Origin of the sequence: Halomonas campaniensis (assembly GCF_002211105.1) — a bacterium.
GTDB lineage: Bacteria > Pseudomonadota > Gammaproteobacteria > Pseudomonadales > Halomonadaceae > Vreelandella > Vreelandella campaniensis_A.
Genome location: NZ_JPUA01000028.1, coordinates 162834 through 186959 on the forward strand (window position 1 = coordinate 162834; position 24126 = coordinate 186959).

The following is a 24126-nucleotide window of genomic DNA, read 5'->3' on the forward strand; positions in this document are numbered from 1 at the left end:
TACTCCATGTCGTTGATGGTCATCTAACCATGGCAAGCGTTTGGCGTTAGGTCAAACGCTTACCTTGGCTTAAACAACCTGGTTTAAACAGTGGGGCTACAGCACCTTGCTACGTAGCAAGCTTGTGACGGCTTCCCCCATCAGCACCAACACAATAATGGCAATTAAAATAGTCGCTACGGTCGGCCAAGCGAAGGTATCAATTGCCCCCTGCAAAATAACCCCAATGCCACCCGCGCCCACTAGCCCAAGCACCGTTGATTCACGGATATTGATGTCCCAGCGGAGAATCACAATGGCAAAAAAGGCGGGCATGACTTGAGGGACAATCGCGTAGGCGACCACTTTTGCCTTGGAGGCGCCGGTCGCTTCCATGGCTTCTACGGGGCGCCGGTCAATCTCCTCTATTGCCTCGCCCATCAGCTTGCCGATAAAGCCGATTGAGCGGAATACGATGGCAAGAATGCCCGCTAACACGCCGGGGCCAAAAATGGCCACGAACAGCAGTGCCCAGATAATGGTGTTTACTGAGCGGCTAGAGACCAGAATGAAACGCCCCAGCCACAGGCAGGCACGGTTAGGCGTGGTGTTCTGGGCAGCAATGTAGGCCACCGGGAGCGCCAAGAAGATGGTTAAGAAAGTGGCCAGCGTGGCGATATGCACGGTCTCGATCAGCGCGGCGATAATACCGTTCAGCCCGGCCGGGCTGGGCGGCCACATGCGCCCCCCAAGCGCAGAAATTTGATTGGGCGCGTCCCATACCCAGGGCCAGAAAATATCGATGTCGCGTACCGCCCAAACCACTACCATCAACGTAGCTAGCAGTACGGCGTAACGAATAAGGCGCTGTTTGCGGTCGTAGCGTTGCCAAACGCGGTCGGCAAGCTGCTGTGCGTGATCTACCATATTTTTTTCCTTACCCAGCCGCTGACACCTTCACTGAGCAAAATGACCGCGATGATAATGAGCAGAATGGCAAAGGCGAAATCGTAGTCGTAGCGTCCAAAGGCGTTCATTAGCGTACCGCCTATGCCGCCTGCTCCCACGATTCCGACCACCGCTGATGCGCGCAGGTTACTGTCTAGCTGGTACATGGAGAGCCCCACTTGGCGTGGCAGTATCTGCGGGAAAACGGCATAAAACAGAATCGCCACATACCCCGCGCCAGCGGCTTTCATGGCTTCTACTTGGCCCCAGTCAATCTCTTCTATCTCTTCGGCCAGCAGCTTTCCTACAAAACCAATCGAGTAGAGAGTGAGGGTCAAAATGCCCGCCAGCGGGCCAAACCCCACCGCGGCAACAAACAGAATCGCCACGATCACCGGGTGAAAGCTGCGCGATACAATAATGACGGCGCGACCAATGAGATAGATGGGCATGGGGGCGATATTGCGCGCCGCCATGACGGCAAACGGAATCGATAGAAAGACCCCCAGTAGGGTAGCCAAAATGGCGATCTGGAAGCTCTCTTTAAAGCCTGTTATCAGCAGCTCGTAGCGCTCTAAGTTGGGTGGAAAGCCACCGCTAAAAATGCGTGCTGCGCGTGGCAAACCTTCCGAGATACGCGCCCAGTTAAACGGCAATGAGCCGAAGGCCCAGACCAAATAGACCACCGCGACGATGATCAGCCCGTAGCGCAGCAGCGGGTTAGCGATAAACGGCGGCTTTCTCCAGGTGCGGGGGGCCGTTGAAGGGGACTCAGGCGGAGTCATGGGAGCGCTCCTCCGCTGGCGTATCGGTAATCGCATCGTCCGGTGCTTCAATGCCGCCGTAGATAGCGTCTAACGCGTCTTTGTTGAAATCGGCAGGCAACCCATCAAAGATCATCTTACCGTGGCGTAGACCCACAATCCGCTCGGTATAGGTTTTGGCCTGTGCAACATTGTGGATATTGATCAACACTGGCAGCGACAGCTCACTGGCCAGGCTTTGCAGCAATATCATGATTTGCTCGGAAGTGCGTGGATCCAGCGAGGCAGTCGGTTCATCCGCCAGCAGCACTTCAGGTTCCTGCATTAAAGCGCGCACCACGCCTACCCGCTGGCGCTCCCCACCGGAGAGCTCATCGGCACGCTTGTTGGCGTAATGAGCAATGCCCACCCGCTCCATCAGTACAAACGCACGCTCAATATCTGCCTGGGGGTAACGACGTGAAATCGCCTGGTAGAGATTGACGTAACCCAACCGCCCGGCCAGTACATTCTCCATCACGGTTAAGCGATCCAGTAGGTTAAAGCCCTGGAACACCATGCCGATTTTGCGGCGCGCGCGGCGTAATTCAGCGCCTTTAAGGTTCACCAGCTCATTGCCGTTGAGCTTGATCGAGCCCGAGGTTGGTTCGACCAGGCGATTGATACATCTAAGCATGGTGCTTTTACCTGCACCCGAGGCACCTACGATAGAAACAACGCTGTTTCCCTCTACCTTGAGGTCAAGCCCTTTCAGCACGGCTTCATCGTGGCCATAGCGTTTGACCAGATTGGTAATTTCCAGCATGTGTCCGCTTCCATCGTCGAGACAATAACCGCACCGCCGGCGGCGGTGCGCTACGTTTACTCTTCCAAATTTTCGGGCGTATAGCTCACGTTATTGGCCGCTTGGATGGTACGAATCACCTTCCAGTTGTCTTGGTAGTTGATGGGGATGAATTTTTCGACGCCCTCAAACTCTTCGCCTAGCTCGGTGCCGATAAAATCAAAGCTGAAGAAGGCTTCTTCAATTTTTTCGACCAGATCGGGGTGCAGGTTGTGCGCGTAATTGTACGAGGTGGTGGGGAAACGATCGGACTCAAATATCAGGCGCACGTCCTCTTCATCGTAAAGTCCGCGCGCCGCCATCCGCTCGACTACTTCGGAAGCGACCGGAGCCGCATCGTAGTCTTTAGCCACGACGCCCAGCATGGATTGGTCGTGGCTGCCCGAGTAGACCACTTCATAATCCTCATCGGGGGTAATGCCGAGTTCAGGCAGCAGAGCGCGAGGGGCTAGGTTACCCGAGTTGGACGTTGGAGAAGTATGGGCGACGCGTTTGCCTTTGAGATCCTCTACCTCATGGATATCAGAGTCGACATGGGTAAACAACTGCAGGGTATAGCCGAATTGGCCGTCATCAGAGCCCATTAACGCAAACGGCACGGCCCCGGCCAAGTTCACCGCAAACGGCGTAGGGCCAGTGGAGAAACCGGCGATATGTAAGCGCCCGCTTCGCATAGCTTCAACCTGCGCCGCGTTGGACTGCACAGCAAAGAAGCGCACATCGCGCTCGGTAACCTCAGCCAAGTGATCGATAAAGGGCTGCCAAATATCTGAATAGATGGCCGGGTCTTCTACGGGGGTATAAGCAAAAATCAGCGTGTCTGGATTAGCCCACTCAGACTCATCGGCAGGGCGGTCGGCGACCATATCGCCATTTTCATCACAGTAAATAGTATCTAAATCGCCGCGTTCGCACTCAGCTAAAGCGGGCGTAGTGAGCAGGGCGAGCGGTAATAGAGATGCGGCGGTAAGTATCGCAAGGGGGCGCTTGCGGAAGAGCGAAGTTGCCATGGTAAGCCTCGTTTGTGCGTTATTGTTGTGTTCTTGCATGGATCGAGCGGTGTTTCCTTTGCTGCGTTTTGCCACTATCGAAAACAGAAAAGCTTTCGTAAGTGGACATTCCGCGCCAAGGATGGTTATTTTCGAAAGTAGACACCTTCAATCTAGGGTTTGTGACAAACTTATGTCAAATACTTTACAGCCGCTCTCCGACCATTGGCGTAACCGCTACTTACTAATGCGCCATGGCCATAGCCAGGCCAATCAGCAGGGGGTGATTGTCAGCTCGCCAGAGCGAGGGATAGAAAACTTCGGTCTTTCCGAGTATGGCGAGCAACAACTTGCCCAGCTCGTTGCCGATTGGCAGTGGCCTGTGCCGACCCGGGTGGTGCATTCAGACTTTTTGCGTACCACTCAAACCGCTGCCCATGTAGCAGCCAGGTTCGGGTTAGTGCCCAGCGTGGATACGCGCTTGCGAGAGCGCCATTTTGGCGAGTTAGAGGGGCAGGGAGACGATCGCTATCCCCGTATATGGGCTTTGGATGCCGAGGATGCCGAGCATCGTCACTATCAGGTAGAGGCGTTAAGCGGGGTGGCGAGCCGCATGCAGGCGGTGATAGCGGCGTGGGAGCAGCAGGTTAGCGGTGAAACCATCCTATTGGTGAGTCACGGCGACCCGCTACAGATTTTGTTAACGGCGCTGGCGAATAAGCCCCTTACCCAGCACCGTGAACAGCCCGCATTACTGCCCGCGAGCGTTACCCAAGTAGGCGGTTAGGCGTTCTCGGCAGCAGGCGGTATCCAGGCAATCATATCGACTTCTACATCGGCGCCGCCCGCCAAGCCGGTCACCCCAATGCAGGTGCGGGTTGGCAACGGCTGGGGGAAGTAGCTGGCGTAGACCTTATTCACTTCATCGAAGTGGCCCATATTGGTAATAAACACCCGCGACTGCACCACATATTCGAAGTCGCTGCCGACTTCTTCCAATACAATCGCCAGGTTCTGCATCACTCGGTGAGTCTGCTCGGTGAAGGTGCCCAAAAGCATCTCATTGGTTTCTGGCACCGTCGGCATTTGTCCGGTGATAAAGACCAGATCGCCCACCCGGCAGGCGTGGGAAAAAGGCGCAATAGGCTGTGGCGCACGGTCAATAAACAGCTTTTCAATCATGTTTTTATCCTTCGTTAACTGTTTCTACTGGCTGTTTTTTTAAGTCTGTTAACCATCATGGGCCTCAAGAGAGGCCCATGATAATTTACTTATCCACAGCTGCTTTGCAGTCTGGGCTGTGTATTAGTGCCCCAGAATCTGGCTAAGGAACAGTTTGGTACGCTCAGACTGTGGGTTATTGAAGAACGGCTCCGGTGCGTTCTCTTCAATGATTTGCCCCTGATCCATAAAGATGACCCGGTCAGCCACTTTTTTGGCGAAGCCCATTTCGTGGGTGACACAGATCATCGTCATGCCTTCTTCCGCCAGCTCCACCATCACATCCAGCACCTCCTTGATCATCTCAGGGTCAAGGGCGGAGGTGGGCTCATCAAACAGCATCACATCCGGGTGCATGCAGAGTGAGCGGGCAATTGCTACACGCTGCTGCTGCCCACCAGAGAGCTGCCCAGGGTACTTAGTAGCCTGCTCGGCAATACGCACCCTTTCAAGGTACTCCATGGCCAGCGCTTCGGCCTCTTTGCGGGGCTTCTTTTGTACCCACATTGGCGCGATACAGCAGTTTTCCAGCACTGATAAATGCGGGAACAGATTGAAGTGCTGAAACACCATGCCGACGCTGCGACGAATCTGCTCGATACGTTTCACATCTTGGGTTAGCGGTACACCGCCTACCACGATTTCACCTTTTTGGTGCTCTTCAAGGTGGTTAATACAGCGGATCAGCGTTGATTTGCCCGAACCCGAGGGTCCGCAAACCACGATACGTTCACCGCGTTTTACCTCCAGGTAGATATCCCGCAGTACGTGAAAGTCACCGTACCACTTGTTAACGTTGCGCATCTCGACCATCAGGTCAGAAGTACTGGTGTCAGAGGTGCTGGTGGCTGCTTGTGTCATGTTGAAATCCTACTCAAAACGTAAATAGATTCGGCATTAAGCGTGAGGATAAGCCTATTGCTTATGACCAGTATTTAGCTTGCGTTCCAGGTACTGGCTGTAGCGCGACATGCTGAAGCAGAAGATCCAGAACACGAACGCGGCAAATACATACCCCTCAATTGAGAAGCCCAGCCAGCGCGAGTCGGAAAGCGCCGCTTGCACAATGCCCAACAGGTCAAACAGCCCGATGATCATCACCAGGGTGGTGTCTTTAAACAGCGAGATAAACGTATTGACGATACCGGGGATCATCATTTTGAGTGCTTGGGGCATCACGATAAGCCCCATACGTTTCCAATACGTCATCCCTAGCGCCGCGGCGGCCTCGTCCTGGCCTTTGGGAATCGCCTGTAAACCACCGCGAATAACCTCCGCCATATAAGCACTTTGGAACAGCGTAAGGCCTATTAGCGCCCGCACAAGGCGATCCACGCTAAGCTCTGACGGTAGGAACAGCGGCAGCATCACAGAGGCCATAAACAGAATGGTGATCAGTGGCACACCGCGCCAAAACTCAATAAAGATCACGCAGAATGTTTTGACGATAGGCATGTTCGAGCGTCGCCCAAGGGCGAGTACGATGCCGATAGGAAGCGCACCAATCATCCCTACGCTTGCCAGTAGCAGCGTCAGCATCAATCCGCCCCAGCGGTGGGTGGAAACCCTGGGTAGATCAAAATAGCCGCCGTGTAGCAGCACGTAGGCAATCACGGGGAAAATCAGCAGGGCAAACAGTGCCATCCAACGCTTGAACGGCAGCCGTGGAATGACCATCCAGGCAATAATGCCTGCAAACATGGCGAACACGATATTAGCGCGCCAGTACTCCTCGCTGGGGTAGAGGCCATACATAAACTGGGAAAAACGTGCGTTAACGAATACCCAGCAGGCGCCCGCCCGGGTACAGTCTTCGCGGCTATCGCCTACCCAGTTGGCATCAATGAATGCCCATTGAACTGTTGGTACCACGAGTAGATACAGCACGTAGAGGCCCAGCAGCGTGAAAATGCTATTGATGGGGCCGTTAAACAGATTGCCACGTAGCCAAGCAATTGGGCCGATGGTGCCTTTAGGGGCCGGGCGCTGAGGTATGGTTTCTTTATTGTGAATCATGGGGTCGCCTCCGGCCTAGCGTTCGACCAGCGCAACGCGAGCGTTGAACCAGTTCATGAACATGGACACCAGCAAGCTGATGATCAGATAAACCGCCATGGTCATGGCAATGACTTCAATTGCCTGACCGGTCTGGTTGAGCGTAGTACCGGCAAAAACCGATACCAGGTCGGGGTAGCCAATGGCGGTGGCCAGGGATGAGTTTTTAATCAAGTTAAGGTATTGGCTGGTGAGCGGCGGAATGATGACGCGCATGGCTTGTGGAATCACCACTAGGCGCAGCACTAAATTGCGCGGCAAGCTCAATGCCTGGGCGGCTTCCGTTTGACCATGGGGAATAGCCTGGATGCCTGAGCGCACAATCTCCGCAATGAAGGAGGCCGTATAGATAGACAGCGCCAGCCATAGAGCCAAAAACTCAGGGATAATGGTGATGCCTCCGCCAAAGTTAAAGCCGCGAAGTACCGGCATCTCCCAGGTGACCGGTACACCGGTGGCGACTAATACCAGCAGCGGCAGGCCAAAAATAATCACCAGCGACATCCAGAAAACTGGCAAGCGCTTGCCGGTGGCTTCGTGGCGGCGCTTGTTCCAAATGACCAGCGCAATGCTAGCGATGATGGCCACCACAAAGGTCGCAGGGATTAGCCCAAAGCCTGACTCGAAAAGCGGTTGCGGCAGGTAGAGCCCGCGAACATTTAGGAAGATGGCTTCACCAAATGCCATGCTCTCTCTGGCGCTGGGTAGCGTCCGCAGTACTGCAAAGTACCAGAAGAAAATTTGCAGCAGCAGCGGGATGTTACGAAACGTTTCGATATAAGCGTTGGCTAGCTTAGCAATCAGCCAATTGGGCGATAGCCGTGCAATACCAACGATAAAACCAATAATCGAGGCAGCTAACACCCCCAGCCCACCGACCAACAGCGTGTTGAGCAAGCCAATCACGAAGGTGCGACCGTAGGTGCTCTGGGAGGAGTACTCGATTAAACTTTGACCAATACCAAAGCCGGCTGTATTGCCCAGGAAGCCGAAGCCTGTCGTGATGCCGCGGGCGTTCAGGTTGGCTTGGGTATTGCCGATAATATAGATCAGGAAAGCCGCGACAACGGCGACTAAAATGAGCTGGAAAATAAGTGCGCGCTTTGCGCGGTCTCGCCAAAACGGCGGCTTTTGGCCGACGGGGCGAGCGTTAGGTCTTACAGACATGGGTGGCGTCTCCGCAATACGGAAGGTCAATCAAATGGCCCGCCCATACTCTCGGAACAGATACGTGAGAGAGGGCGGGCCGGGGTCAAGCGAGACGCTTAGCGAATCGGGGGAGCGTACTGGAAGCCACCGTCGTTCCACAGGGCGTTAACACCGCGCTCAATTTCAAGCGGAGAGTCCATACCCACGTTACGTTCAAAGCTTTCAGCGTAGTTACCAACTTGGCTAATAATGTTGTAAGCCCAGTCTGCTTCAAGGCCCATACCTTCACCGTAGTTACCGTCTTGGCCTAGCAGGCGAGCAACATCGGGATTTTCAGAGTTCAGCATCTCTTCTGCGTTTTCGCTGGTGACGCCGTACTCTTCGGCGTTAATCATGGCGAACAGTGACCACTTCACGATATTGAACCAAAGGTCGTCGCCTTGACGAACCACGGGGCCCAGCGGCTCTTTGGAGATCACTTCAGACAGGATCATGGACGCTTCAGGGTCGTCTAGCTGAATACGCAGTGCGGCTAGCTGAGAGGTATCAGAGGTCAGAACATCACAGCGGCCAGCTTGATAACCACCCACTGTTTGCTCAGAAGTATCAAATACGATCGGATTGAATTCCATGTCGTTAGCACGGAAGTAGTCAGCAAGGTTCAGCTCGGTAGTAGTACCCGATTGAATACAGATGGATGCACCGTCGAGCTCATCGGCACCGGTAATACCCAGGTCACGGGAAACCATGAAGCCCTGGCCGTCGTAAAAGTTAACCCCGGTGAAGTTTAGGCCCAGGGTGGTGTCACGGGTCGTTGTCCAGGTGGTGTTACGAGAAAGTACATCAACCTCACCCGACTGCAGGGCGGTAAAGCGTTCAACCGCATTGAGGGAAATGTAGTTCACCGCATCTGCATCGCCAAGAACCGCTGCCGCCACTGCACGGCAAACATCAACGTCCAGGCCTTGCCAGTTACCGTCGTCATCCGGCGCTGAGAAGCCTGGCAGACCATCGCTCACACCACACTGAACGGCGCCACGCTCAATGGTATCTTCCAGGGTGTCGGCTTGAGCAGTTGCTATTCCCGCTAGGCTAAGTGAGCCAGCAGATGCCAGCAGCACTAGGTGTTTTTTATTGAACATTTAGTTTCCCTCGAAGTTCTTGAAATTGATTATTGAAATCAGTCGCTGAAATCAGTCATTGAAATAGTTGTGCATGCCGTAGCATGTAACTAAACCTAGCAAGGAAGATGCCAACAAGGGTACAGGCGTTAATTCAGCGCTTTTCAACGCTACTCAACGAATTCGAGACGAAGGTCTAGGTGCAAGAAAGGCAAGCGCCCACTCCAGCTTGCACCTTTGTGGGGCAAGTCGAAATGGGCGGTGACGAAAAGGTGGGCAAAACGGCCGAGGGTTTACTCGGCTGCAAAGGCCTTGCGCATAAACGGTGGTAGGGCGAGGGCGCCACGGTGGGCTTCAACGCTGTAGTACTCAAGGGGGAGGTCGTGGCTGGCGGCTGCCTGCTCGCGGAACGTATTCACATCGGTGGCTTTACCCGCCAGTGTCACGCTCCACCAACCTGATGGATAAACCGGCTGCGGGAAGGGCAAAGTAGCAACACTGTCGAAACCCGCTTCAAGCATATCGTGGCGTAACTCACGAATGATCGAGCCCGTGTGGTAAAGCGGTGATTCGCTCTGCTGCACCATGACGCCGCCGCTTTTCAAAATACGGTGGCAGCGCTTGAGAAAGTCGGTTTTGAACAGCCCTTCAGCAGGCCCAACCGGGTCGGTGGAGTCGATAATCAGCACATCGATGCTCTCATCAGGTGCATCGTCCACCCACTTGACGCCGTCGGCGAACAGCAGTTCCGCCCGCGGGTCGTTATTCGATTCTACCAACGACGGGAAGAAACGCTCAGACGCCTTGGTAACCTCTTCGTCGATATCAATTTGGGTAACTTGCTCAACACCTGGGTGGCGCAGCACCTCTTTTAAGGTACCGCAGTCGCCGCCACCGATAATCACCACCCGCTTGGGATCTTGATGGGTAAACAGCGCCGGATGCGCAATCATCTCGTGATAGAGGAAGTTATCGCGATCGGTCAGCATCACGCAGCCATCCAGCACCATCAGGTTGCCGTAGGTTTCAGTGGCGTAGACCTCCAGGTGCTGGTACGGGCTCTGCACATCCAGCAGCTTTTCAGAGATCTTTAGTGAGAAGGCGCTGCCGTGGCTATCAAAGACTTCGGTAAACCACTGGTCGTCGCGTAAATCGCTCATCAATTGGCTCCTGAGTGCTGTGCGTTTGAGTGCGTTGGAATATCGCGGTGATACTGCGGGCTGAGTTCGTGCAGCGCCTCCATAAAGGCGGTGACGTTATCGGGGTTGGTAAACTGGCTGATACCGTGACCCAGGTTAAACACGTGGCCAGGGCCGTGACCGTAGCTCTCCAGCACCCGAGCCACTTCGGCGCGGATAGCCGAGGGGCGGGCGAACAGCACGTTAGGATCCAGGTTCCCTTGTAGTGCTACTTTGTGCCCAACACGAGCGCGCGCATCAGAAAGTTCGGTTGACCAGTCGATACCCAGCGCGTCGGCACCGGCGCAGGCGATATGCTCAAGCCACTGGCCGCCGTTTTTAGTGAACAGAATGACCGGTACGTGGCGTCCGTCGTGCTCGCGAATCAAGCCGGAGACGATCTGCTCCATATAACGCAGCGAGAACTCAAGATAAGCTGGCGTCGAAAGCGCGCCGCCCCAAGTATCAAAAATCTGCACTGCCTGGGCACCCGCACGAATTTGGGCGTTCAGATAGTCAGTCACCGCGTGGGCCAGGGTGTCCAGCAATTGGTGCATGGTGTCCGGCGTATCGTAAAGCATGGTTTTTAGATGGCGGAAGTCTTTGCTGGAACCGCCCTCCACCATGTAAGTCGCCAGTGTCCAGGGGCTGCCGGAGAAGCCGATCAGCGGCATGCGCCCGTTCAGCTCGCGGCGAATGGTCGACACCGCACGCATCACGTAATCCAGATCGCGCTCCGCATCAGGAACGCTGAGTGCCGCCACTTCTTCGGAGGTGCGCACGGTTTTGCGAAATTTAGGCCCTTCGCCGGTTTCAAAATAGAGCCCCAACCCCATGGCATCGGGGATAGTCAAAATATCTGAAAACAGAATGGCCGCGTCCAGCGGGTAACGCTCCAAGGGCTGTAGGGTGACTTCGCAGGCCAGGTCATGGTTGCGGCACAGATCCATAAAACTGCCCGCATCGGCACGGCTGGCGCGGTATTCCGGCAGATAGCGGCCCGCCTGTCGCATCATCCACACCGGGGTGCGGTCGACGGGCTGGCGCGCGAGTGCGCGAAGAAAGCGATCATTTTGCAACGGTGTAGTGGTCATAGACACTTGCTCTTAAGAAATTTGCCCGCATTGTACTGGGTGTAGGTACTTGGGAACGTATGCGAGCAATTGTACTTGAAGATAAGCGCCAGGGCGGGGTACTCGGTGGCAAAAATCGTCGCACCCGGCCAATTTTTCTCGCCTATTTAGCCGATTTTAGCTTCTTCGCCAGCGTGAGGCCTGCGCCGCTTCCTGTTAGAATACTGACCCACTTTGCCAACACTGGTGTGGTTAACTGGTTTGGTCAATCAGCGAGGTAACCTGTGACCATTCGCTTCATTGCCGCTTCCCGGCTGCCCACGCCCTGGGCAACATTTACTATGCATGGCTTCGAAGATGAGGCCACTGGCAAGGATCATATCGCCTTAACGCTGGGTGATGTGACCGGCGATGCGCCGGTGTTGGGGCGTGTGCACTCCGAGTGTTTGACCGGCGATGCGCTGTTTTCCATGCGCTGCGACTGTGGCTACCAGCTGCAGGAAGCGCTCAAACGCATTGCTGAAGAGGGCCGCGGTGTCCTGTTCTACTTACGCCAAGAGGGGCGCGGTATTGGCCTGTTGAATAAAATTCGCGCTTATCACCTGCAGGATCAGGGGGCAGATACGGTCGAGGCCAACGAGCAGCTCGGTTTTGGCGCTGACATGCGCCGCTATGACCTGTGCGTGCCGATGCTTAACCATTTGGGCATCACATCGTTAAGGTTAATGACCAATAACCCGCGCAAGGTGGATGCCCTCACTCGCGACGGCGTGAATGTCGTCGAACGCCTGCCGATCACCACCGGGCTTAACCCCCATAATGAGCAGTATCTATCCACCAAAGCGGGCAAGCTTGGCCACATGATGGCCTTGGATGACTTCACTCAGGCTAGCGATGTAGATATTGAACGTAAAGGGTGATATGAGTGGGAGATGGCATGCCAGGAGCGCCCCAGGATGAACGCCGTCAGTAAGGAGCATTACCAGCAGTATAAACAACAGCGTGAAAAGCCTTCCGAAGAGCAGGGTGAATTCAGCGTTATTGAAGAGTGGCTGCACAGTATCACTCACGGTATTGGTGCTGTGCTCAGTCTGGTCGGAATGGTAGTACTGTTGGTGGCGGCGAGCTACGCCGCCCATGTCGACCCCTGGAAAATTGTCAGCCTGAGCCTGTACGGCACTACGCTAGTGCTGCTGTATACCGCTTCTACCCTTTACCACGGTATCCCTCATCGGCGTTGGAAACAGCGTTTTCAATTACTTGATCACTGCGCGATTTATCTTCTTATCGCAGGTACTTACACACCCTTTTTACTCGTCAATATGCGCGGTACGACGGGCTGGGTCTTGTTTGCCGCCGTGTGGTCGCTGGCGCTAGTGGGCATTGCCTGCATACTGCTGTGGCCACAGCGCTTTTCGATATTGCGCGTGGCGATTTACCTGCTTATGGGGTGGATGATCGTGCTGGCGTCAGGCGATATGGCAGCGAGCCTATCGACAACGGGGATCGTCCTGCTTGCTGCGGGTGGAATCACCTACACACTAGGCGTTATTTTCTACGCCGTGCGCGCGATCCCCTACAACCATGCGATCTGGCATCTGTTTGTGGTTGCCGGAAGCGTCTGCCACTACTTTGCCGTTTATAATGCCGTGTTGCCCCACGTTTCGGCTGCGTAGCGGTTAATAGCCTGACGTCGAAATCACTCTCCTTTTTCGATTTGCCTATCTATTAGTTGCCTTTTTAGCGGGTCGAAAATTCCTGTAAGTCGTAGAATCCCTCTGTAAACTAAGCCAAAAACTTAAGTTTTAAGATATTAAGCCGAAAGTAGTAATAGGGTTAAATACTGACCTGGATGTATTTAACGCCGAATGGCCTGAAAAACCACAGCGGATTCGCATAGTGATGTCTATCGCCACACCCAAAACGACATTCAACAAGATTTTCCAACAAGAGGATTGTCATGAGCACTGTTAACAACGCCCACGACACGACCATGCCGTCGGTACTGGGCAAAAAAGACAGTACTGATGAAATGGTGCATCGCATAGGCCACTTGACGCGCCTGCTGCGGGACAGCATGAAAGAGCTGGGCTTAGATCAGCAAATTACCCAGGCGGCGCAAGCGATACCGGATGCCAATGACCGACTCAATTATGTTGCCTCCATGACGGAGCAGGCAGCAGAGCGGGCCTTGAATGCCGTTGAGCGCGCGCAACCCGTGCAAGACAGTCTCGAAGAAGAGGGCGCTGCGCTTAATAAGCGCTGGCAGTTAGCGGCAGCCAAGCTCGCGGCGGTAGAGGGTGATCCCAGTCTCGTCGAAGACACCCAGGACTTTTTGAACAGCAAGCTTCCCAGCGCAACCGGGGCTACACAAAAAGAGCTGCTTGAAATCATGATGGCTCAGGACTTCCAGGATCTCACCGGCCAGGTGATCAAGAAAATGATGGAAGTCATCAAACTCATCGAAGAGCAGCTTGTTCAGGTGTTAGTGGATAATGTGCCTAACGTCACCGATGGCGTTAAGCTTGAAGATGGCCGCGATGAACATGCCAAACTGCGCAATGGTCCCCAGGTAGGCGAAACCAAGGTTGACGCAGTGTCAGGCCAGGATCAGGTCGATGATTTGCTTGATGAACTTGGCTTTTAGAGGCACTCAGACCGGCAAACAACCGTTGCCATGCGCTGCCAGCAACGGTTTTGAAAGCGCTTAGCTGTCGTTTACTTTGATTAACCCTTCGCGGCTGCCTGCTCTTTCTCAATTGCTTTTGCCATCGCGGGGCGTCGTATGTGGCGTTCGCGATAGACCACCAGCGGCTCGGGCAGGCGGTGCTTCATGCTGATCGCCCACGATAAGGTATGGGCTAAAAACAGATCCGCGAGGGTAAAAGTATTGCCCACCAGGTTTTCTTGACCGTTGTAGCGACGCTCGAGGGCGCTTAGCGCACGCTGAAACTCCCAGGCGCAGGTCGGCAGCACAGCCGTCACGCGCTTATTTTCAGGCAGGGCGAATTTATGTTTGGCCTGATTCCACAGTGGCTGCTCAATTTCCGTAACAATAAAGCTAAGCCACTGGTCGACCTGAGCGCGGGCGGCGGGATCGCTGGGCAGCAGTGTACCATCGCCATACTGCTCCGCTAGATAACGGCAAATCGGCGCCGATTCAAAGAGGGTGAGCTCGCCATCCTCGATCACCGGCACCTTACCGTCCGGGTGGCGCGCCAAATGTTCGGCTGTTTGGCCCTCACCTTTATCCAGCGCTACGTGCTGGCACTGATACTCTAGGCCTAACTCTTCAAGCGTCCACGCTGCGCGTAGCGAGCGGGAGTGGGGGAAAGTGTATAGCGTGATCATGGCGTGCTCCTGGCGAGAAATCGATGCTTTAATCTAACGGGCGTGAACGTCGCTGTCGATTATCTCGATGCTATCTATTAGAGCTACCTCTAAGCGCTACCCCGCGCCTCACGAATTCGCTCGTAAGCGTTGCCGATTTCGCTGGTGCGTGCTTGGGCGACGTCGCGCATGCTGTCGGGGAGGCCTTTGCCGGCGAGTTTGTCCGGGTGGTTTTGGCTCATCAGGCGGCGGTAGGCTTTTTTGATCTCTGCATCGCTGGCGTCTTCAGAAACCCCGAGCACGCGGTAAGCGTCTTTGAGGGCCTCTTCGCTGGCGCCCTGGGAATTAGCAGCGGCACCGTGGAGCATCGCTTCGATCTGCTGGACTTCCGCATCACTACAGCCTACGCCCCGGGCGACGCGCAGAATCATTTCGTGCTCGGCGGGATGAAGTACCCCGTCTGCCGCTATGGCGGTTAGCTGCACTTGGATAAACACCTGACGCAAAACCGGCTGGCGCTGGGTGAGGCGGTTAACGTTGGCCAGCTCGGCGTCCAGATTGAAGTCATCGGCGCGGCCACGTTCGAAGGCGGCGCGGGCCTTGGCACGCTGTTCGCCCTGAAGATGCATCTGGTCAAACAGCTTTTCAGCGATGTCCAGCTCGCCGTCGGTCACCTTGCCGTCTGCTTGGCATAGGCAACCCATCACAGAGAAGATCGACTCCAGAAAGCCCTCCTGGATGCGCATGCGGGCGATATTCAGACGACGGCTAAGGCGTTTGCCTAGCCACCAGCCCAGACCACCGCCAATCAGGAGGCCCACCGGGCCACCAAACGCAAGGCCAATCAAGGCGAAGATAATAATCAGAAATAGCATATTGGTCTCAAAAGTAATGTGAAAATAATGACTTACGGGAGTCGGGCGCGAATAGCCTGCTCAATGCCTGCGCTATCCAGCTGGCAGTCGGTAAGCAGCTGCGCAGGCGTGCCATGCTCTACAAAGGCGTCCGGTAGGCCGAGGTTGAGCACTTCCACCTGAACGCCTTCGGCGTGGAGCAGCTCATTCACAGCGCTGCCTGCGCCACCGGCTACCACGTTCTCTTCCAGGGTCACCAATAGTTCGTGCTCATCGGCGGCGTGAAGCACCGCATCGCGATCCAGCGGTTTGATGGAGCGCATATTGATATGGGTAGCATTGAGTCGTTCGGCGACTTCTGCTGCGGCGCTATTGAGGCTGCCAAAGGCGAGCAGCGCAATACGCACCCCGTCGTTGGCGGCATGGCGGCGTACTTCCGCTTTACCAATGGCCAGTGGCTCAAGGTGCGCGGGGATCTCCACGCCTGGGCCAGTGCCGCGGGGGTAGCGCACCGCGGCGGGGCCGGGGTGGTGATAGGCGGCACTCAGCATAGCGCGGCACTCAGCCTCATCCGCCGGGGCCAGAATCACCATGCCGGGCACACAGCGCAGGAAAGAGAGATCCATACTGCCGTGGTGGGTGGGGCCGTCTTCGCCCACCAAGCCTGCGCGGTCAATGGCGAAGGTAACATCCAGGTTCTGCACCGCGACGTCGTGAATCAACTGGTCATAGCCGCGTTGTAGAAAGGTGGAGTAGATCGCGACCACCGGTTTCATGCCTTCGCAGGCCATACCCGCGGCGAGGGTTACCGCGTGCTGCTCGGCAATCGCCACATCAAAATAGCGCTCTGGGTACTCTTTTGAGAAGCGAATCAGGTCGGAGCCTTCGCGCATGGCGGGGGTAATGCCCATCAGGCGTGAATCGGTGGCGGCCATATCGCAGAGCCATTCGCCGAACACATTGCAGTATTTTTTCTTCGCGGGTGGCGGGGTAACCACTGGTTTCTTGACCGTAGTCGTGTTGGCTAGCGTTTCGGGCTTTTCCAGTTTGGTAATGGCGTGGTAGCCAATCTGATCCGCCTCGGCGGGCAGGAAGCCTTTGCCTTTGACTGTTTTGATATGGAGAAACTGTGGGCCGTCCAGGTCACGCAGGTTTTCGAGCGTATCGGTGAGCGCGTCGAGATCGTGGCCATCCATGGGGCCTACGTAGTTAAAGCCCATCTCTTCAAACAGCGTGGCGGGGCTGACCATGCCTTTCATATGCTCTTCGGTGCGCCGGGCCAGTTCCAGTGCGCCGGGCAGGTGGGAAAGCACTTTTTTGCTCTCTTCGCGTATTTTTAGATAGGGCTTGCTGGAGAGCACCCGGGCAAGATAGGTCGCCATGCCGCCGACGTTCTCGGAAATCGACATCTCGTTGTCGTTGAGAATCACCAGCAGGTTGGCGTCTACGTGGCCCGCGTGGGCCAGGGCTTCAAAGGCCATGCCAGCGGTGAGTGCACCGTCGCCAATAATCGCGCACACACGGCGCTTATCGCCCTGTGCCTTGGCTGCCAGCGCCATCCCCAGCGCCGCCGAAATCGACGTGCTGGAGTGGCCGACGCCGAAGGTGTCGTACTCGGACTCGGCGCGGCGAGGAAACGCCGCCAAGCCGCCGTGCTGGCGAATGCTGAGCATTGCCTCGCGGCGGCCAGTGAGAATCTTGTGCGGGTAGGCCTGATGGCCTACGTCCCACACCAGTCGGTCATTGGGCGTTTGGTAGATATGGTGCAGAGCAATGCTCAGCTCAACCACGCCGAGTCCAGCGCCAAAGTGACCGCCGGAAACACCCACACTATAAAGCAGGTAGGCGCGCAGCTCGTCAGCCAGTTGGGCGAGTTGCTTGGCGTTCATGGCCCGCAGCGCGGCGGGGTGCTCAAAGGAGTCGAGCAGCGGCGTCGTGGGGCGCTCGCGGGGGATTTCGTCGAACAGCTTCATGGGCATCTTTAGTGGTCGCGCTCGATCATATAGTGGGCTAAGTCGGCCAGCGGTGCAGCACGTTCGCCCAGTGGGGCGAGCGAGGCAATGGCCTCGTCAATCAGGCTGTGCGCTTTGCGTTGAGCACCTTCTAACCCCAGCAGGCTGGGGTAGGTGGGCTTGGCGCGTGCGGCATCGGCGCCTGACGTTTTGCCTAGGGTAACGGTATCGCCGATCACATCCAGGATGTCGTCGTGAATCTGAAAGGCTAGCCCAATGGCGCGGGCGTAGCGAGTCAGCGCCGTTAAGCGGGGGTCGGAGTCTTCAACGGCAACCAGACCGCCCAAGCGCACAGCAGCAACAATGAGGGCGCCCGTTTTATGCGCGTGCATATGGGCCAGGGCGTCGACATCCGGGTGGCCACCAACGGCGTCTAAATCCAGCGCTTGCCCCGCCACCATGCCATCACGTCCAGAGGCGGAAGCCAGGGTGTGTACCAGGTGGCCCAGCCGGGGGTGAGCGTTGCTTGCCAGTACCTCAAACGCCAGCGCCTGCAAGGCGTCGCCGGCCAGAATTGCGCTCGCTTCATCAAAGGCTTTATGCACCGTGGGCTGACCACGGCGAAGGTCGTCGTCATCCATGGCGGGTAAATCATCATGGATCAACGAATAGGCGTGGATTAACTCGATGGCCGCGGCGGGGGCGTCCAGGGCGCTCTCTTCAGCCCCTAGCGCGTGCCCGGCCATATAGACCAGCAGCGGGCGTAGGCGTTTGCCACCGGCCAGCAGGCCATGGCGCATGGCGGCTTCAAGCCTTGGCGCTACCGCTGGGCGGCTATCAAACAGCGCCGCCAGGGTGGCATCTACACGGGCATTGCTGGTCTGGCGCAGGGTGGCAAGCTGGCTAGGCTGCACGGCTACCATGGGGGCGTCTCCTTGCTGTCATCCTCGGCCGCATCCTTGGGGTCGTCGGGGCCAGCGAAGGGGGCGACGTTTAAACGCCCTTCGCTGTCTTCACTCAGCGCCCGCACTTTAAGTTCGGCGCTATCCAAACGCTGCTGGGCATCGCGGGTTAGCCGCACGCCCTGTTCAAACGCGGTCAGTGCATCTTCCAATGAGAGCTCGCCTGACTCGAGACGTTCAACGATGGTTTCGAGTTGCTCAACCGTCGCGGCAAAGTCCTGCGGGGGTGGTGTCTTGTCGCTCATTGGGGGGTGCCTGCAAACCGGTATGTTTTTAAATAAGCTGAAATAAGCCCACAGTATACACCGAGGCTGGGGGGCGGCGTCTGCCCTCTTCAGTACAGCTTGTTGCGCAACTTGCGATCCATTCATCGTCTGCACGCAGACTTTTCATCATTCACACCCGGCCTGAACGGCGCGGGCTGTGCTACGATATGCGCCTCCCGTGAACCGATACACGGCGCATGCCGCCGACCATAGAGGTTGATTCAGCCATGGCCAAAACGTCCCTGGACAAGAGCAAGATCAAGATCCTGCTACTCGAGGGCGTCCACCAAAGTGCGGTGGACAATTTTCACAACGCCGGTTATGAAAATATCGAGCATCTGCCTACATCCCTTGATGAAGACGCGCTGATTGACAAGATCCGCGATGTTCACTTCATCGGTATTCGCTCCCGCACCCAGCTCACTGAGCGTGTGTTCGAAGCGGCTGAAAAACTGGTCGGCGTTGGCTGTTTCTGTATCGGCACCAATCAGGTAGATCTGACTGCCGCCCTTGCTCGCGGCATCGCGGTATTTAACGCACCTTACTCCAATACCCGTTCGGTGGCTGAGCTGGTGCTGGCAGAAGCGATTATGCTGCTGCGCGGAATCCCTGAGAAAAACGCCCGCGCTCACCAGGGTGGCTGGCTGAAGTCAGCGAAGAACTCCCACGAAGCGCGTGGTAAAACGCTGGGTATTGTGGGGTACGGTAGCATCGGCGCCCAGCTCTCTGTGCTGGCCGAGTCGCTAGGCTTTAACGTCATTTTTTACGATGTAGTTGCCAAGCTAGGCATGGGCAATGCCAGCCAAGTAGGCAGCCTTGAAGAGCTTCTGGGCCGGGCCGATGTGGTCAGCCTGCACGTGCCCGACCTTGCCTCTACCCGCTGGATGATTGGCGCGAAAGAGATCGCTGCCATGAAGCAAGGCGCTATCTTGATTAACGCTGCCCGCGGCAGCGTGGTGGAAATTGATGCGCTGGCTGAGGCGATTAAGGCTGGCAAGCTTAACGGCGCCGCGATTGATGTCTTCCCAGTTGAACCGAAAGGCAACAACGAGGAGTTCCAGAGCCCGCTACGCGGCCTGGAGAACGTGATTCTGACGCCGCACGTAGGTGGTTCTACTCTGGAAGCCCAGGAGAACATCGGTATCGAAGTGTCAGAAAAACTGATCACTTACTCTGATAACGGTACCACGGTGACCTCGGTCAACTTCCCAGAAGTCGCGCTGCCCGCTCACCCGGACAAGCACCGTCTGCTGCATATTCACGATAACGTGCCGGGTGTGCTCTCGCAGATCAACCGCGTGCTGTCTGAAAACGGCATCAACATCTCCGGTCAGTACCTGCAAACCAATGAAAAAGTCGGCTATGTGGTTATTGACGTAGATAAAGCTTACGGCCCTCAAGCGCTGGAAGCGTTGAAACAGGTTGAGCATACGCTGAAGATTCGTGCGCTCTACTCGGCGCAGAATAGCTAACGCAATTGGTTAAATAAATTGGCTATAAAAACGGCGTCTCTTGCGAGGCGCCGTATTGCTTTTGGAAACCAACACGGGTTGTTAAGCCGTTTAACAAAGTAATCAAGCCAAATCAAACAGCAACACTTCGCCCGCTTCTTGCCCCGTGAGACTGATCGACTCTTCCGGCGTAAACGCCGCGGCGTCGCCTGCGCTTAGCGTCTCGCCGTTAACTTCCATTTCGCCGTTGATCACATGCAGCCAAGCGTAGCGGGAAGGAGGCGCTGTTGCCTGTTCGCCAGGGTTAAACAAGCCCGCGTATAGATTGACGTCCTGGTTGATGCTCACTGACCCCTCGCGAACTTCTTCAGAGGCCACTAAGCGCCACTGGCCTTGCCGTTCGGCGGCTGGAAAGGCTTTCTGTTCATAGCTGGGTTTAATGCCGAGCTGCTTGGGTTTGATCCAGATCTGCAGGAAGTGCAGCTCATTCTGCTTGGAGTGATTGAACTCGCTGTGCAGCACCCCGGTGCCCGCCGACATGCGCTGTACATCGCCCGGGCGCATCACCTCGCCATTGCCCATGTTGTCCTTGTGCTCCATTTCACCGTCAAGCACATAGGAGATAATCTCCATATCCCGGTGCGGGTGGGCGCCAAAGCCATGGCCGCCCGCAACGCGATCCTCATTGATCACGCGCAAGGCGCGAAAGCCCATATGGTTGCGATCAACATAGTTGGCAAACGAAAAGGTATGGAAGGAGCGCAGCCAGCCGTGGTCGGCATAGCCCCGCTCGTTGGAACGACGAATAATCATGCTGTACTCCGCAGGTTGCGTTAGAGGTAATAGTGACAATATACGCCTCGTTGAGACCGCGTGGGGTGAAGCTTTCAGTACGTTTCTGTCGAATAAATCGATGTATTAAATAAGATGGCCACCGCTAAACTTTTGGTTAGCTTTCGCGTAAAATCCTGGCCTCTTTTAACCCGGTCCGCCCTTTGCGAGGGTGACTACCTGGAGCAAGTGCATGTCTGAGTTTAACGATACCCCGCCCATTGTGGTCGCGGCGCTGTACAAATTCGTCACCCTGAACGACTTCGAAGCGCTGCGTGAGCCGCTGCGCCAAACCATGCTGGATAACGGTGTCAAAGGCACCTTGCTGCTCGCCAAAGAAGGCATTAACGGTACGGTGGCGGGTAGTCGCGAGGGCATCGACGCCCTGCTTGTCTGGCTGACCGCTGACCCGCGTTTGGCGGATATTGACCATAAAGAGTCCTATTGCGACGAAACGCCGTTCTACCGCACCAAGGTCAAACTCAAAAAAGAGATCGTTACCCTCGGCGTGCCCGACATCGACCCCAATGACACCGTGGGTACTTATGTCGAGCCGGAAAACTGGAACGACATCATCGCCGACCCTGAAGTGCTGGTGATCGATACTCGCAATGATTACGAAGTGGCGATTGGCAGCTTCGAGCGGGCGATCGATCCTAAAACCACTACGTTCCGTGAATTTCCCGAGTACGTGCGTGAGCACTACGACCCGGAAAAGCATAAGAAAGTGGCCATGTTCTGCACCGGTGGCATCCGCTGTGAAAAAGCCTCCAGCTTTATGCTTAAAGAGGGCTTTGAAGAGGTCTATCACCTGAAAGGTGGCGTGCTGAACTACCTGGAGAAAGTCCCGGAAGAGCAGTCGCTATGGCGCGGTGAGTGTTTTGTGTTCGACAACCGAGTGACGGTTCGCCACGACTTAAGCAAAGGTGAGTTCGAGCAGTGCCACGCCTGCCGCATGCCGATCTCTGCTGAAGATATGCAGTCTTCTGCTTACGAGCCGGGGATTAGCTGCCCACACTGCATCGATTCTTTGCCGGAGAAGACCCGCGCTGCCGCCCGTGAACGCCAGCGCCAAATCGATCTAGCCAAACAGCGCGGCGAGCCGCACCCCTTAGGCCGTGATACCCGGCTAATGAAAAAATAAGCGAGGGCACAGTAGGCAGGCATCGTGGACAAGCCTTGTGGGCTAGACTGATGGGCAAAAGTGTCACTCAAAACCAGGAGTTCACCATGCCCATTACCTCTGACCGACGCTCTTCTGACGGATCCTTTTCTGAAGATCCATCGTCAACTGCCCCCCCTCTGCAGCGCCTTGATCATCAAGGTGTCATCACGTTAATCATGAGTACACCGGAGCGCTTTAATGCGCTCTCGGAAGCCATGCTGGAAGCACTTCACGACGCCCTGACCGAGATTGCGGACGATAGCAGCGTGCGCTGTGTTGTCCTCGCCGCGGAAGGGAAAGCCTTTTGCGCCGGGCATGACCTGAAGCAGATGCGCGCCAACCCCGATAAAGCCTACTACCAAACGTTGTTTGCCCGCTGTGGCGACGTGATGCAGGCGATTGTGCACCTGCCCGTACCGGTAATTGCCAAAGTGCAGGGCATCGCCACCGCCGCAGGCTGCCAACTGGTGGCGAGCTGTGACTTGGCCGTCGCTGCGCGCAGCGCCCGCTTTGCTGTTTCCGGGATCAACGTGGGGCTGTTTTGCTCCACCCCGGCGGTAGCGCTCTCCCGCAACGTGGCCTCTAAGCGCGCCATGGAGATGCTGCTGACCGGGGAGTTTATCAGCGCTGAGCAGGCTGCCGAGTGGGGCCTGATTAATCGCGTGGCAGAAGACGACGCGCTGGATGCAGCCACGGACGAGCTGACCGCCAGTATCTGCGCGAAAAGTGCCGTTGCGGTGCGCACTGGAAAAGCCATGTTTGCCCGCCAGCTCTCCATGCCGCTCGACGAAGCCTACGCCTTTGCCGGGGAAACCATGGCCTGCAATATGCTGGCCGAGGATGTGGGTGAGGGGATCGATGCGTTTATTGCCAAGCGGCCACCGCAGTGGCGGCATCGCTGAATGAATGGAATTCGTTTCCGTAAACGCGACAATTGCCCTGTTGTCACGTTATCCTGACGCCCTTTGTGTTTTTCGTGGCCGCCCTGAGAAGGGCGCTTTGCGTAAGTAGGAGCGCTTTTGGGAGCGTTTTTTGAGAGCGTCTTTTAGGAGAAAGCCAGGTGAGTGAAGCCAAACGCAGGACGGTCGGTCGTCCGGCGAGTACCGCCAAAGCTAGCGGTGGTCATAGCCAGTCGCTGGTACGTGGCTTAACGCTGCTGGAACATCTCGCAGCAAGCCCACTTGGGCTAGCCCTTTCAGAAGTGGCAGAGATGGCCGAGTTGGCACCCTCTACCACCCACCGCTTGCTACAAGCCTTGCAGAGCCAGGGGTTTGTCACCCAGGAGAACGAGCAGGGGCTATGGCGAATCGATGTTAAAACCTTCCGTATCGGCAATAGCTTTCTTGAAGCCCGCGACGTGGTGGCCACAAGTCGTCCCTTTCTGCGTCGTTTAACCACTGAAACCGGTGAAACCGCGAACTTGGGCATTCGCGATGGGGCCACGGCGGTATTTTTAGCGCAGCATGAATCACCACAGATGATGCGCATGATCACCCGCTTAGGTTCCCGTGCACCGCTGCATGCCTCAGGGGTAGGTAAAGCACTGCTGGCATGGATGCCTGATGATGAACGGGCTCAGTTGCTGAATGGTCACGAACTTGCAAGAGTGACCGCTAATACGCTCTATCAAGCCGACACACTGAAGGTGGAAACAGAGAAAATCCGTGCCCAGGGCTTTGCCTGCGACCGGGAAGAGCATGCCGTTGGCCTGCACTGCGTGGCCGCTTGTGTGTTCGATGAGCACGGCGCACCGTTGGCAGCCATCTCGGTGTCAGGCCCGGTGGCGCGAATCCCGGAAGCTCGCTTACTTACCCTGGGAGCGCTGGTTCGCCAAACGGCCGATGAAATTACCCAGCAGTTGGGTGGGCAGGTGCCGCGTTAACCTGGGTCGTTGAACGAATGATAAGTCTGTTTTTTGTCGCGCTGGTCAGCGCTACGCTGCTTCCCGGTGGGTCGGAAGTGTGGCTGGCGCGGCTGTGGTGCCTCGGCGAGCC

26 protein-coding genes and 1 pseudogene are annotated in these 24126 nt (G+C 56.2%); 10 read left to right on the forward strand and 17 right to left on the reverse strand.

Annotation, left to right across the window (positions count from 1 at the left end; genetic code table 11):
- Positions 1-96 precede the first annotated feature (96 nt).
- The 4 genes from phnE (JI62_RS11045) to phnD are packed head-to-tail and all read right to left on the reverse strand — an operon-like array spanning position 97 to position 3545.
- Complete coding sequence (gene phnE / locus JI62_RS11045) at positions 97-906, reverse strand: phosphonate ABC transporter, permease protein PhnE (protein ID WP_088700202.1); 810 nt, start codon at positions 904-906, stop codon at positions 97-99.
- A complete protein-coding gene (gene phnE / locus JI62_RS11050; RefSeq protein WP_088700203.1) occupies positions 900-1712 on the reverse strand; it encodes a phosphonate ABC transporter, permease protein PhnE in 813 nt (270 codons plus the stop codon). The genes phnE (JI62_RS11045) and phnE (JI62_RS11050) overlap by 7 nt, the downstream gene beginning before the upstream one ends.
- On the reverse strand, positions 1699-2496 hold the full coding sequence (phnC, locus tag JI62_RS11055; protein WP_088700204.1) for a phosphonate ABC transporter ATP-binding protein: 798 nt from the start codon (positions 2494-2496) through the stop codon (positions 1699-1701). Before phnC ends, phnE (JI62_RS11050) begins: the two co-directional genes overlap by 14 nt.
- Positions 2497-2552: 56 nt before the next feature.
- Positions 2553-3545, reverse strand: a complete 993-nt coding sequence (gene phnD / locus JI62_RS11060) for a phosphate/phosphite/phosphonate ABC transporter substrate-binding protein (protein WP_088700205.1) — start codon at positions 3543-3545, stop codon at positions 2553-2555.
- Between the two features lie 172 nt (positions 3546-3717).
- Between phnD and JI62_RS11065 the strand changes: the two genes are divergently transcribed.
- Positions 3718-4311 carry a histidine phosphatase family protein gene (locus JI62_RS11065; RefSeq protein WP_088700206.1) on the forward strand — a complete coding sequence of 198 codons (594 nt, stop codon included), beginning with the start codon at positions 3718-3720 and terminating at the stop codon, positions 4309-4311.
- On the opposite strand, the gene JI62_RS11070 is transcribed toward JI62_RS11065, so the two are convergent.
- The 7 genes from JI62_RS11070 to hemE all read right to left on the reverse strand — a co-directional run bounded on the left by JI62_RS11070 (position 4308) and on the right by hemE (position 11342).
- Positions 4308-4703 (reverse strand): RidA family protein, encoded by a 396-nt coding sequence (locus tag JI62_RS11070; RefSeq protein ID WP_425348137.1) that lies wholly within the window; start codon positions 4701-4703, stop codon positions 4308-4310. The genes JI62_RS11065 and JI62_RS11070 overlap by 4 nt on opposite strands.
- 126 nt (positions 4704-4829) lie before the next feature.
- Positions 4830-5558 carry an amino acid ABC transporter ATP-binding protein gene (locus JI62_RS11075; protein ID WP_088700243.1) on the reverse strand — a complete coding sequence of 243 codons (729 nt, stop codon included), beginning with the start codon at positions 5556-5558 and terminating at the stop codon, positions 4830-4832.
- A gap of 102 nt (positions 5559-5660) precedes the next feature.
- Entirely contained in the window at positions 5661-6761 is a 1101-nt protein-coding gene (locus JI62_RS11080) for an amino acid ABC transporter permease (RefSeq protein WP_088700208.1), read from the reverse strand.
- Positions 6762-6776: 15 nt separating this feature from the next.
- Positions 6777-7967 (reverse strand): amino acid ABC transporter permease, encoded by a 1191-nt coding sequence (locus tag JI62_RS11085; protein ID WP_088700209.1) that lies wholly within the window; start codon positions 7965-7967, stop codon positions 6777-6779.
- A 98-nt stretch (positions 7968-8065) separates the two neighbouring features.
- Positions 8066-9091, reverse strand: coding sequence for an amino acid ABC transporter substrate-binding protein (locus JI62_RS11090; RefSeq protein ID WP_088700210.1), 1026 nt, complete (start codon positions 9089-9091; stop codon positions 8066-8068).
- 272 nt (positions 9092-9363) lie between these two features.
- A complete protein-coding gene (speE, locus tag JI62_RS11095) occupies positions 9364-10230 on the reverse strand; it encodes a polyamine aminopropyltransferase (protein ID WP_088700211.1) in 867 nt (288 codons plus the stop codon).
- Positions 10230-11342, reverse strand: coding sequence for a uroporphyrinogen decarboxylase (gene hemE / locus JI62_RS11100; RefSeq protein ID WP_088700212.1), 1113 nt, complete (start codon positions 11340-11342; stop codon positions 10230-10232). The genes speE and hemE overlap by 1 nt, the downstream gene beginning before the upstream one ends.
- Positions 11343-11401: 59 nt before the next feature.
- Here hemE and JI62_RS22450 point away from each other — a divergent pair, with 59 nt between their 5' ends.
- The 4 genes from JI62_RS22450 to cheZ all read left to right on the forward strand — a co-directional run bounded on the left by JI62_RS22450 (position 11402) and on the right by cheZ (position 13968).
- Entirely contained in the window at positions 11402-11602 is a 201-nt protein-coding gene (locus JI62_RS22450) for a hypothetical protein (protein ID WP_141101317.1), read from the forward strand.
- A 3-nt stretch (positions 11603-11605) separates the two neighbouring features.
- Positions 11606-12241, forward strand: a complete 636-nt coding sequence (gene ribA / locus JI62_RS11105) for a GTP cyclohydrolase II (protein WP_088700213.1) — start codon at positions 11606-11608, stop codon at positions 12239-12241.
- A gap of 36 nt (positions 12242-12277) precedes the next feature.
- On the forward strand, positions 12278-12997 hold the full coding sequence (trhA, locus tag JI62_RS11110) for a PAQR family membrane homeostasis protein TrhA (protein WP_170938536.1): 720 nt from the start codon (positions 12278-12280) through the stop codon (positions 12995-12997).
- Positions 12998-13281: 284 nt separating this feature from the next.
- Positions 13282-13968 (forward strand): protein phosphatase CheZ, encoded by a 687-nt coding sequence (gene cheZ / locus JI62_RS11115; RefSeq protein ID WP_088700215.1) that lies wholly within the window; start codon positions 13282-13284, stop codon positions 13966-13968.
- Positions 13969-14048: 80 nt separating this feature from the next.
- Here the strand turns inward: cheZ and JI62_RS11120 are convergent, their stop codons facing one another.
- The 5 genes from JI62_RS11120 to JI62_RS11140 form a co-directional block, all read right to left on the reverse strand.
- On the reverse strand, positions 14049-14672 hold the full coding sequence (locus tag JI62_RS11120; protein ID WP_088700216.1) for a glutathione S-transferase family protein: 624 nt from the start codon (positions 14670-14672) through the stop codon (positions 14049-14051).
- Positions 14673-14761: 89 nt separating this feature from the next.
- The gene (gene djlA, locus JI62_RS11125) at positions 14762-15526 is read right to left on the reverse strand and encodes a co-chaperone DjlA (RefSeq protein WP_088700217.1); all 765 of its coding nucleotides are present in this window, start codon (positions 15524-15526) and stop codon (positions 14762-14764) included.
- A gap of 32 nt (positions 15527-15558) precedes the next feature.
- A complete protein-coding gene (gene dxs / locus JI62_RS11130; RefSeq protein ID WP_088700218.1) occupies positions 15559-17484 on the reverse strand; it encodes a 1-deoxy-D-xylulose-5-phosphate synthase in 1926 nt (641 codons plus the stop codon).
- A gap of 2 nt (positions 17485-17486) precedes the next feature.
- Positions 17487-18380: a (2E,6E)-farnesyl diphosphate synthase gene (ispA, locus tag JI62_RS11135; RefSeq protein WP_088700219.1), complete on the reverse strand. Its 894-nt coding sequence runs from the start codon at positions 18378-18380 to the stop codon at positions 17487-17489.
- Positions 18374-18664, reverse strand: coding sequence for an exodeoxyribonuclease VII small subunit (locus JI62_RS11140; RefSeq protein ID WP_088700220.1), 291 nt, complete (start codon positions 18662-18664; stop codon positions 18374-18376). The genes ispA and JI62_RS11140 overlap by 7 nt, the downstream gene beginning before the upstream one ends.
- A gap of 248 nt (positions 18665-18912) precedes the next feature.
- On the opposite strand from JI62_RS11140, the gene serA reads away from it, so the two are divergent.
- Positions 18913-20157, forward strand: coding sequence for a phosphoglycerate dehydrogenase (serA, locus tag JI62_RS11145; RefSeq protein ID WP_088700221.1), 1245 nt, complete (start codon positions 18913-18915; stop codon positions 20155-20157).
- 102 nt (positions 20158-20259) lie between these two features.
- Here the strand turns inward: serA and JI62_RS11150 are convergent, their stop codons facing one another.
- Entirely contained in the window at positions 20260-20949 is a 690-nt protein-coding gene (locus JI62_RS11150) for a pirin family protein (protein WP_088700222.1), read from the reverse strand.
- 211 nt (positions 20950-21160) lie between these two features.
- Here JI62_RS11150 and JI62_RS11155 point away from each other — a divergent pair, with 211 nt between their 5' ends.
- The 4 genes and pseudogenes from JI62_RS11155 to JI62_RS23210 all read left to right on the forward strand — a co-directional run.
- Entirely contained in the window at positions 21161-22111 is a 951-nt protein-coding gene (locus JI62_RS11155) for a rhodanese-related sulfurtransferase (protein WP_088700223.1), read from the forward strand.
- Between the two features lie 86 nt (positions 22112-22197).
- Positions 22198-23034, forward strand: a complete 837-nt coding sequence (locus JI62_RS11160) for an enoyl-CoA hydratase (protein ID WP_088700224.1) — start codon at positions 22198-22200, stop codon at positions 23032-23034.
- A 158-nt stretch (positions 23035-23192) separates the two neighbouring features.
- Positions 23193-24014 carry an IclR family transcriptional regulator gene (locus JI62_RS11165; RefSeq protein ID WP_088700225.1) on the forward strand — a complete coding sequence of 274 codons (822 nt, stop codon included), beginning with the start codon at positions 23193-23195 and terminating at the stop codon, positions 24012-24014.
- A 17-nt stretch (positions 24015-24031) separates the two neighbouring features.
- A pseudogene (locus JI62_RS23210) lies at positions 24032-24126 on the forward strand (YqaA family protein); the annotation flags it as partial.

Excerpts from the sequence above, each read along its gene's own strand:
- phnE (WP_088700202.1), bottom strand. The coding sequence starts at position 906 with ATGGTAGATCACGCACAGCAGCTTGCCGACCGCGTTTGGCAACGCTAC.
- phnE (WP_088700203.1), bottom strand. The coding sequence starts at position 1,712 with ATGACTCCGCCTGAGTCCCCTTCAACGGCCCCCCGCACCTGGAGAAAG.
- phnC (WP_088700204.1), bottom strand. The coding sequence starts at position 2,496 with ATGCTGGAAATTACCAATCTGGTCAAACGCTATGGCCACGATGAAGCC.
- phnD (WP_088700205.1), bottom strand. The coding sequence starts at position 3,545 with ATGGCAACTTCGCTCTTCCGCAAGCGCCCCCTTGCGATACTTACCGCC.
- JI62_RS11065 (WP_088700206.1), top strand. The coding sequence starts at position 3,718 with ATGTCAAATACTTTACAGCCGCTCTCCGACCATTGGCGTAACCGCTAC.
- JI62_RS11075 (WP_088700243.1), bottom strand. The coding sequence starts at position 5,558 with ATGGTCGAGATGCGCAACGTTAACAAGTGGTACGGTGACTTTCACGTA.
- JI62_RS11080 (WP_088700208.1), bottom strand. The coding sequence starts at position 6,761 with ATGATTCACAATAAAGAAACCATACCTCAGCGCCCGGCCCCTAAAGGC.
- JI62_RS11085 (WP_088700209.1), bottom strand. The coding sequence starts at position 7,967 with ATGTCTGTAAGACCTAACGCTCGCCCCGTCGGCCAAAAGCCGCCGTTT.
- JI62_RS11090 (WP_088700210.1), bottom strand. The coding sequence starts at position 9,091 with ATGTTCAATAAAAAACACCTAGTGCTGCTGGCATCTGCTGGCTCACTT.
- speE (WP_088700211.1), bottom strand. The coding sequence starts at position 10,230 with ATGAGCGATTTACGCGACGACCAGTGGTTTACCGAAGTCTTTGATAGC.
- hemE (WP_088700212.1), bottom strand. The coding sequence starts at position 11,342 with ATGACCACTACACCGTTGCAAAATGATCGCTTTCTTCGCGCACTCGCG.
- JI62_RS22450 (WP_141101317.1), top strand. The coding sequence starts at position 11,402 with ATGCGAGCAATTGTACTTGAAGATAAGCGCCAGGGCGGGGTACTCGGT.
- trhA (WP_170938536.1), top strand. The coding sequence starts at position 12,278 with ATGAACGCCGTCAGTAAGGAGCATTACCAGCAGTATAAACAACAGCGT.
- cheZ (WP_088700215.1), top strand. The coding sequence starts at position 13,282 with ATGAGCACTGTTAACAACGCCCACGACACGACCATGCCGTCGGTACTG.
- JI62_RS11120 (WP_088700216.1), bottom strand. The coding sequence starts at position 14,672 with ATGATCACGCTATACACTTTCCCCCACTCCCGCTCGCTACGCGCAGCG.
- djlA (WP_088700217.1), bottom strand. The coding sequence starts at position 15,526 with ATGCTATTTCTGATTATTATCTTCGCCTTGATTGGCCTTGCGTTTGGT.
- dxs (WP_088700218.1), bottom strand. The coding sequence starts at position 17,484 with ATGCCCATGAAGCTGTTCGACGAAATCCCCCGCGAGCGCCCCACGACG.
- ispA (WP_088700219.1), bottom strand. The coding sequence starts at position 18,380 with ATGGTAGCCGTGCAGCCTAGCCAGCTTGCCACCCTGCGCCAGACCAGC.
- JI62_RS11140 (WP_088700220.1), bottom strand. The coding sequence starts at position 18,664 with ATGAGCGACAAGACACCACCCCCGCAGGACTTTGCCGCGACGGTTGAG.
- serA (WP_088700221.1), top strand. The coding sequence starts at position 18,913 with ATGGCCAAAACGTCCCTGGACAAGAGCAAGATCAAGATCCTGCTACTC.
- JI62_RS11150 (WP_088700222.1), bottom strand. The coding sequence starts at position 20,949 with ATGATTATTCGTCGTTCCAACGAGCGGGGCTATGCCGACCACGGCTGG.
- JI62_RS11155 (WP_088700223.1), top strand. The coding sequence starts at position 21,161 with ATGTCTGAGTTTAACGATACCCCGCCCATTGTGGTCGCGGCGCTGTAC.
- JI62_RS11160 (WP_088700224.1), top strand. The coding sequence starts at position 22,198 with ATGCCCATTACCTCTGACCGACGCTCTTCTGACGGATCCTTTTCTGAA.